The sequence below is a fragment of the Klebsiella sp. EMBS2024 genome (assembly GCF_036233805.1).
GTDB lineage: Bacteria > Pseudomonadota > Gammaproteobacteria > Enterobacterales > Enterobacteriaceae > Klebsiella > Klebsiella pneumoniae.
In genome coordinates, this window is sequence record NZ_JAZARW010000001.1 from 5,094,154 (window position 1) to 5,102,369 (window position 8,216).

6 protein-coding genes are annotated in these 8,216 nt (G+C 58.7%); 2 read left to right on the forward strand and 4 right to left on the reverse strand.

Translation table 11 applies throughout. The annotated features are described in order from the left end of the window. Positions 1-51: 51 nt before the first annotated feature. From VZP09_RS23435 to pepA, 4 genes are all read right to left on the reverse strand, one after another. Positions 52-555, reverse strand: coding sequence for a GNAT family N-acetyltransferase (locus VZP09_RS23435; RefSeq protein WP_004222194.1), 504 nt, complete (start codon positions 553-555; stop codon positions 52-54). Between the two features lie 120 nt (positions 556-675). Continuing rightward, on the reverse strand, positions 676-3,531 hold the full coding sequence (locus VZP09_RS23440; protein WP_002886952.1) for a valine--tRNA ligase: 2,856 nt from the start codon (positions 3,529-3,531) through the stop codon (positions 676-678). Next, the gene (holC, locus tag VZP09_RS23445) at positions 3,531-3,974 is read right to left on the reverse strand and encodes a DNA polymerase III subunit chi (protein ID WP_002886953.1); all 444 of its coding nucleotides are present in this window, start codon (positions 3,972-3,974) and stop codon (positions 3,531-3,533) included. The genes VZP09_RS23440 and holC overlap by 1 nt, the downstream gene beginning before the upstream one ends. A gap of 119 nt (positions 3,975-4,093) precedes the next feature. Further along, entirely contained in the window at positions 4,094-5,605 is a 1,512-nt protein-coding gene (gene pepA, locus VZP09_RS23450) for a leucyl aminopeptidase (protein ID WP_002886954.1), read from the reverse strand. Between the two features lie 389 nt (positions 5,606-5,994). Between pepA and lptF the strand changes: the two genes are divergently transcribed. Next, positions 5,995-7,092, forward strand: coding sequence for an LPS export ABC transporter permease LptF (lptF, locus tag VZP09_RS23455; protein WP_002886955.1), 1,098 nt, complete (start codon positions 5,995-5,997; stop codon positions 7,090-7,092). Further along, entirely contained in the window at positions 7,092-8,174 is a 1,083-nt protein-coding gene (lptG, locus tag VZP09_RS23460; RefSeq protein WP_002886956.1) for an LPS export ABC transporter permease LptG, read from the forward strand. The genes lptF and lptG overlap by 1 nt, the downstream gene beginning before the upstream one ends. The last annotated feature ends 42 nt before the right edge of the window (positions 8,175-8,216 follow it).

Sequence of the window (8,216 nt, forward strand, 5' to 3'; positions counted from 1 at the left end):
TGTAGCCCCGGTAAGCGCAGCGCTACCGGGGACGCCTGCGATATCGAGGCGCTACAGCGTTTTCAGCATCCGTACTTCGCAGTCCACGTGGCCGGTGCAGCCCAGCGGTCCGTCAATGTGCTCGAAGCCGAGATGTTCATATAAGCCGATCGCCTCCCTCAGGAAGGCGGTGGTTTCCAGATAGCAGCGCTTAAACCCTTGTTCGCGGGCGTAGTCCAGCGCCAGCAGCGCCAGCTTCTTCGCCAGCCCCTGGCCGCGGGCGCTGGTCATAAAATACATTTTCTGCAGCTCGCAGATATCCGGCTCGCTGCAGGCGAGCGGCGCGACGCCGCCGCCGCCAACCACTTCCCCTTCTTGCTCCACCACCCAGTAGGCGGAGCCCGGCTGGCTGTACAGCTCATACAGTTCATCGAGATTCGGGTCGGCGACCGTATAGCCTTTATCGGCGGTCAGGCCATATTCAGCCGAGACCTGGCGGATGACCCTGGCGATGGCGGCATTGTCTGCCGCCGTAATGCGACGCAGCAACGTCGCCGCGGGGACGCTCGTATTCATACAATGACTCATTACCCAAAAAAGACGAATGATGATGTTAATAACATCGCGACAGGGGAAAGCGCAAGCGAGGATGTTTCATAAAAAACGCCCCTTGCCGGGTGGCAAGGGGCGGGAGGATCACAGCGCGGCGATCACCGCCTGCTGCTCAATCAGCTTCGCTTTCGCTTCCGCGTAGCCTTCCAGCTTCTCGCGCTCTTTAGCGATAACTGCTTCCGGCGCGCGGGCGACAAAGCCTTCGTTGGCCAGCTTGCTCTCGATGCGGCCAATTTCACCTTCGATTTTGGCCACTTCTTTCGCCAGACGCGCCAGCTCATCTTCTTTATTGATGAGGCCCGCCATCGGGATCAGCAGCTCGGCGCCGTCGACAATCTTGGTCACCGAGACCGGACCTTTATCATCGGCAGGCAGCACGGTAATGCTTTCCAGACGCGCCAGGTTCAGCAGGAAGCTGCGGTTGTCGTTCACACGACGCTCGGCATCTTTGCTGCAGCCGCGCAGCAGCAGTTCCAGCGGTTTGCCCGGAGCGATGTTCATTTCCGCACGGATGTTACGCACGGCGACGATCGCCTGCTTCAGCCATTCGGTGTCGGCCAGCGCCGCGTCATCCACCTGAGAAGCATCGTACTGCGGGAACGGCTGCAGCATGATGGTGTCGGCGGTGATACCGCAGATCGCTTTCACGCGCTGCCAGATGGTCTCGGTAATGAATGGAATGATCGGATGCGCCAGGCGCAGCAGACCTTCCAGCACGGTGACCAGAGTATGGCGAGTCCCGCGCAGCTCCGCTTCGTTGCCACCGTTCATAACCGGCTTGGTCAGCTCCAGGTACCAGTCGCAGAACTGGTTCCAGGTGAACTCGTACAGGATGCCGGCGGCGATATCGAAGCGGAAGTTATCCAGCGCTTCGCGATATGCTTTCACGGTGTGGTTGAATTCCGCGATGATCCAGCGGTCGGCCAGGGAGAGCACCATTTCGCCGCCGTTGAAGCCACAATCCTGATCTTCGGTGTTCATCAGCACGAAGCGGCTGGCGTTCCACAGCTTATTACAGAAGTTACGGTAACCTTCCAGACGCTTCATATCCCAGTTGATGTCGCGGCCGGTAGAGGCCAGCGCCGCCAGGGTGAAGCGCAGGGCGTCGGTGCCGTGCGGCTCGATGCCGTTCGGGAACTGTTTCTCGGTACGCTTGCGGATTTTATCCGCCAGCTGCGGCTGCATCATGTTGCCGGTACGTTTTTCCAGCAGCTCCGGCAGGGTGATGCCGTCAACCATATCCAGCGGGTCAATGACGTTACCCTTGGACTTGGACATCTTCTGGCCTTCGTCATCGCGGATCAGACCGGTCATGTAGACGGTCTTAAACGGAACCTGCGGTTTACCGTTTTCATCTTTGATGAAGTGCATGGTCATCATGATCATGCGGGCGATCCAGAAGAAGATAATGTCGAAGCCGGACACCATCACGCTGGTCGGGTGGAACTGACGCAGGGCGTCGGTGTTTTCCGGCCAGCCGAGGGTGGAGAAGGTCCACAGCGCGGAGGAGAACCAGGTATCGAGAACGTCTTCATCCTGACGCAGGGCAACGTCGGCGCTCAGGTTGTTTTCCTGACGCACTTCGTCTTCGCTACGGCCTACGTAGACGTTGCCGTCGTTGTCATACCATGCCGGGATGCGGTGACCCCACCACAGCTGACGGGAGATACACCAGTCCTGAATATCGCGCATCCAGGAGAAGTACATGTTTTCGTACTGCTTCGGTACGAACTGGATGTCGCCGTTTTCAACGGCCTCGACTGCTGGCTTGGCCAGCACGTCCGCGCGCACGTACCACTGGTCGGTCAGCATCGGCTCGATCACCACGCCGCCGCGATCGCCGTAAGGGACGGTCAGGTCGTGCGGTTTGATCTCTTCCAGCAGGCCGAGGGCGTCAACTGCCGCAACAACGGCTTTACGCGCCGCGAAGCGTTCCAGTTTCTGGAACTCCGCCGGGATCTCGCTGGAGTAGACGTCGGATTCATTGCCTTTGGTGTCGTAGACTTCCGCGCTTTCGCGGATGTCGCCGTCAAAGGTGAGGATGTTGATCATCGGCAGCTGGTGACGACGACCCACTTCGTAGTCGTTAAAGTCGTGCGCCGGGGTGATCTTCACGCAGCCGGTGCCTTTTTCCATGTCGGCGTGCTCGTCGCCCACGATCGGGATGCGGCGGTTAACCAGCGGCAGCACCACGAATTTGCCAATCAGATCTTTGTAGCGCGGATCTTCCGGGTTAACGGCCACGCCGGTATCGCCCAGCAGGGTTTCCGGACGGGTGGTGGCGACCACCAGGTAATCTTTACCGTCAGCGGTTTTCGCACCATCGGCCAGCGGGTAGCGGATGTGCCACATGGAACCTTTCGATTCGCGGTTTTCCACTTCGAGGTCGGAAATGGCGGTGCGCAGTTTCGGGTCCCAGTTAACCAGGCGTTTGCCGCGGTAGATCAGGTCTTCTTTGTACAGGCGAACAAAGACTTCTTTCACGGCATTGGAAAGCCCCTCGTCCATGGTGAAGCGCTCGCGCTCCCAGTCCACGGAGTTGCCGAGACGGCGCATCTGACGGGTAATGGTGCCGCCGGATTCCGCTTTCCACTGCCAGATTTTGTCGATAAAGGCGTCGCGGCCGTAGTCGTGGCGGGTTTTCCCTTCTTCAGCGGCAATCTTACGCTCAACCACCATCTGGGTAGCGATACCTGCGTGGTCNGTACCGGCCTGCCACAGGGTGTTTTTGCCCTGCATGCGCTGGTAGCGAATCATGGTATCCATGATGGTTTGCTGGAAGGCATGACCCATATGCAAACTGCCGGTGACGTTCGGCGGCGGGATCATGATGCAGAAGCTCTCCTGGCTTTCATCACCATTCGGTTTGAAATAGCCCTGCTTTTCCCAGTGCTCGTAAAGCGGCTGTTCGATATCTTGTGGGTTGTATGTCTTTTCCATTATTTCCAGGTTGCCGTGTTCAGGTTGAAACCAGCCATGCGGTACGCCTTATAGCGTTCGCGCGCCAGTTGTTTCAGATTGTCTTCGTAAGGGACAAAGTCTATCACTTCTGTGAAAGCGGTGGCAAAATCTGCAAAGTTTAGCCGCAGGCTGATAAGAATATCCCGCGGGCTGCTGTTGCGCTTTTGCGGCCAGGCAATCTCTACCGGCGCGCCGCCTCTCGGGCCTTCGCCCGCCAGATTATGCGGCACAAAGCTCTCCGGCGGCCGCGACCACAGCGCCTCGTCGAGACGAATCGCCTGCTGTTCATCTTCGCAGGCGATCAGGACGCGCTTGCCGTTGCGCCAACGTTCTGCGGCAATGTCACACACCAGCTGCTCGACGGCGCTCAGGCCGTCGACGGTGGCGTCATTGTCCAGAAGATAGAACGTTGCGTTTTTCATATATGGGGCTTCTTGTTGTGGATTTAAATGCAAAGCCGGGCGGCGCTACGCTTACCCGGCCTACAGTGTGCTGCCGTTTGTAAGCCGGGTAAGGCATCGCCGCCACCCGGCATGTCACATCACTCTTCGCCGTTAAAACCCGCACGATTGAGCAGGAACTGCGACAGCAGCGCCACCGGACGACCGGTCGCGCCTTTGGCCTTACCGGAACGCCAGGCAGTACCGGCGATGTCGAGGTGCGCCCAGTTGTACTTGCGGGTGAAGCGCGACAGGAAACAGCCGGCGGTGATCGCGCCGCCAGGACGGCCGCCAATGTTCGCCATATCGGCAAAATTGGACTCCAGCTGATCCTGGAACTCGTCGGCCAGCGGCAAACGCCATGCGCGGTCGCCCGCCAGTTCGGAGGCGCCGATCAGCTCATGGGCCAGCGGGTTATGGTTCGACATCAGGCCGGTGATGTGATGGCCGAGGGCAATCACGCAGGCCCCGGTCAGCGTCGCCACGTCGATAACCGCTTCCGGCTCGAAGCGCTCAACGTAGGTCAGGACGTCGCACAGCACCAGGCGGCCTTCGGCGTCGGTGTTCAGCACTTCCACCGTCTGGCCGGACATAGTGGTCAGGACGTCACCCGGACGATAGGCGCGGCCGCCAGGCATGTTTTCACAGCCCGCCAGCACGCCGATGACGTTCAGCGGCAGCTGCAGTTCGGCAACCATCCGCATCACGCCGTACACCGCCGCCGCGCCGCACATGTCGTACTTCATCTCGTCCATGCCTTCGGCAGGCTTGATGGAGATACCGCCAGAGTCGAAGGTCAGGCCTTTACCGACCAGCACGATAGGGCGCGCGTCCTCAGCCGGGTTACCTTTATATTCGATGACCGACATCAGCGACTCGTTCTGCGACCCATTGCCGACGGCGAGGTAGGCGTTCATCCCCAGCTCGCGCATCTGCTGTTCGCCGATCACCCGGGTGATGACGTTTTTGCTGTAGGTATCGGCCAGCTGACGCGCCTGNGAGGCCAGATAGGCGGCGTTACAGATGTTCGGCGGCATATTGCCAAGATCTTTCGCCGCTTTGATGCCGGCGGCAATCGCCAGGCCATGCTGAATGGCGCGTTCGCCACTGGTCAGCTCGCGACGGGTCGGCACGTTAAAGACCATTTTACGCAGCGGGCGACGCGGCTCGCTTTTGTTGGTCTTCAGCTGGTCGAAGCTGTACAGCGTCTCTTTAGCGGTTTCAACCGCCTGGCGAACTTTCCAGTAGTTGTTACGGCCTTTGACGTGCAGCTCGGTCAGGAAGCAGACGGCTTCCATTGAGCCGGTATCATTCAGGGTATTGATGGTTTTCTGGATGACCTGCTTATACTGACGCTCATCCAGCTCGCGCTCTTTGCCGCAGCCAATCAGCAGAATGCGCTCAGACAGAATGTTTGGCACATGGTGCAGCAATAACGTCTGGCCAGGTTTGCCTTCCAGCTCGCCGCGACGCAGCAGGGCGCTGATGTAGCCGTCGCTGATTTTATCGAGTTGTTCGGCGATGGGGGAGAGGCGACGTGGTTCAAAGACGCCGACCACGATACAGGCGCTCCGCTGCTTCTCCGGGCTACCGCTTTTTACACTGAACTCCATGCACTATGCTCCTGAATCTTAAAGACAACAGTGGTGGCTACGGCTATACTCGTCGCCTTTCAAGTTGCAGATGCGCCGGCTGCGCCTGCTTACCCTGACGTGGCACATTGTGCGCGCCAGGGGCCACAGCCCTGCTGCCTTCTTACAACTCGAAATCCATTGAGTATATAATTGCAAGCTTTCGTAACTCATATCCGCTGTTGCGGTGACTTCGTGTTAATCTTAACGTTATTAAGGCCTGGGTTCGTCAGAAAAGATCCTGACATGCAGAACCGATGAGTCATTTAATCTTAGCGACGTTTTCGACGACCAAAGAGAATAAATGACGTTTAAGCCATGAAACAAGCAATTTTCCTGCACTAAAACGGGTTTTTACGGGCGTATTTATAGTGATAATCATAAGATATCTGGTTCGTGAGACGCTGAAAAGCCAGTTGGCGATCCTATTCATCCTGTTACTGATTTTCTTTTGTCAGAAATTAGTCAGGATCCTCGGCGCCGCGGTGGATGGCGATATCCCAACCAATCTGGTGCTCTCGCTGTTGGGGCTCGGCATCCCGGAGATGGCGCAGCTTATCCTGCCGTTAAGTCTGTTCCTTGGCCTGCTGATGACCCTCGGCAAGCTGTACACCGAAAGTGAAATTACGGTGATGCACGCCTGCGGCCTGAGCAAAGCCGTGCTGATCAAGGCGGCGATGATCCTCGCGCTGTTCACCGGCGCGGTGGCGGCGGTCAACGTTATGTGGGCGGGGCCGTGGTCGTCGCGCCATCAGGACGAAGTGCTGGCCGAAGCTAAAGCTAACCCCGGTATGGCGGCGCTGGCCCAGGGCCAGTTCCAGCAGGCCAGCGATGGTAACGCGGTGATGTTTATCGAAAGCGTCAACGGCAACCGCTTCCATGACGTCTTCCTTGCCCAGCTGCGTCCGAAAGGCAATGCGCGCCCCTCGGTGGTAGTGGCGGATTCCGGCGAGCTGTCGCAGCAGAAAGACGGCTCGCAGGTGGTGACCCTCAACAAGGGCACCCGCTTTGAAGGCACCGCGATGCTGCGCGACTTCCGCATTACCGACTTCAATAACTATCAGGCTATTATCGGCCACCAGGCGGTGAGCGCCGATCCGGACGACACCGAACAGATGGATATGCGCACCTTGTGGAAAACCCACACCGACCGCGCGCGCGCCGAACTGCACTGGCGCTTCACGCTGGTGGCGACCGTCTTCATTATGGCGCTGATGGTGGTGCCGCTCAGCGTGGTGAACCCGCGTCAGGGCCGCGTGCTGTCGATGCTGCCGGCGATGCTGCTTTACCTGGTGTTCTTCCTGCTGCAAACGTCGATTAAGTCGAACGGCGGCAAAGGCAAAATGGACCCGGCTATCTGGATGTGGGCGATTAACCTGCTCTATTTTGCGCTGGCGGTGCTGTTAAACCTGTGGGACACGGTGCCGATGCGCCGCTTCCGCGCCCGTTTTAATAAAGGAGCGGCCTGATGCAGGCGTTTGGCGTACTTGACCGTTATATCGGTAAGACGATTTTCAACACCATCATGATGACCCTGTTCATGCTGGTGTCGCTCTCCGGCATTATCAAGTTTGTCGATCAGCTGAAAAAGTCCGGGCAGGGCAGCTACGATGCGCTGGGCGCTGGTCTCTACACCATCCTCAGCGTGCCGAAGGACATCCAGATCTTCTTCCCAATGGCGGCGCTGCTTGGCGCGCTGCTGGGGCTGGGGATGCTGGCCCAGCGCAGCGAACTGGTGGTGATGCAGGCATCCGGTTTCACCCGGCTGCAGGTAGCGCTGGCGGTAATGAAAACCGCGATCCCGCTGGTGCTGCTGACCATGGCCATCGGCGAGTGGGTGGCGCCGCAGGGCGAACAGATGGCGCGCAACTACCGTGCCCAGCAGATGTACGGCGGCTCGCTGCTCTCAACCCAGCAGGGGCTGTGGGCGAAAGATGGCCACAACTTTGTCTATATCGAACGGGTGAAAGGCAACGATGAGCTGGGGGGCGTCAGCATCTATGCCTTCAACCCGGAGCGTCGTTTACAGTCGGTGCGCTATGCCGCTTCGGCAAAATTCGATAGCGAAAATAAAGTGTGGCGTCTGTCGCAGGTGGATGAATCCGACCTGACCGATCCAAAGCAGGTGACCGGGTCGCAAATGGTGAGCGGCACCTGGAAAACCAACCTGACGCCGGACAAACTGGGCGTGGTTGCCCTGGATCCGGATGCGCTGTCGATCAGCGGGCTGCACAACTATGTGAAATACCTGAAGTCCAGCGGCCAGGATCCGGGACGCTACCAGCTCAATATGTGGAGCAAAATCTTCCAGCCGTTGTCGGTGGCGGTGATGATGCTGATGGCGCTGTCGTTTATCTTTGGCCCGCTGCGTAGCGTGCCGATGGGCGTCCGGGTGGTGACGGGGATTAGCTTCGGCTTTATCTTCTATGTCCTCGACCAGATTTTCGGCCCGCTGACCCTGGTCTACGGCATACCGCCGATCATCGGCGCGCTGTTGCCGAGCGCCAGCTTCTTCCTGATAAGCCTCTGGCTGATGATGCGCAAGGCCTAGCGGGTAAGCCTGGAACGTAAGCCCCCTCAGCGATGAGGGGGC

Excerpts from the sequence above, each read along its gene's own strand:
- VZP09_RS23435 (WP_004222194.1), bottom strand. The coding sequence starts at position 555 with ATGAATACGAGCGTCCCCGCGGCGACGTTGCTGCGTCGCATTACGGCG.
- holC (WP_002886953.1), bottom strand. The coding sequence starts at position 3,974 with ATGAAAAACGCAACGTTCTATCTTCTGGACAATGACGCCACCGTCGAC.
- lptG (WP_002886956.1), top strand. The coding sequence starts at position 7,092 with ATGCAGGCGTTTGGCGTACTTGACCGTTATATCGGTAAGACGATTTTC.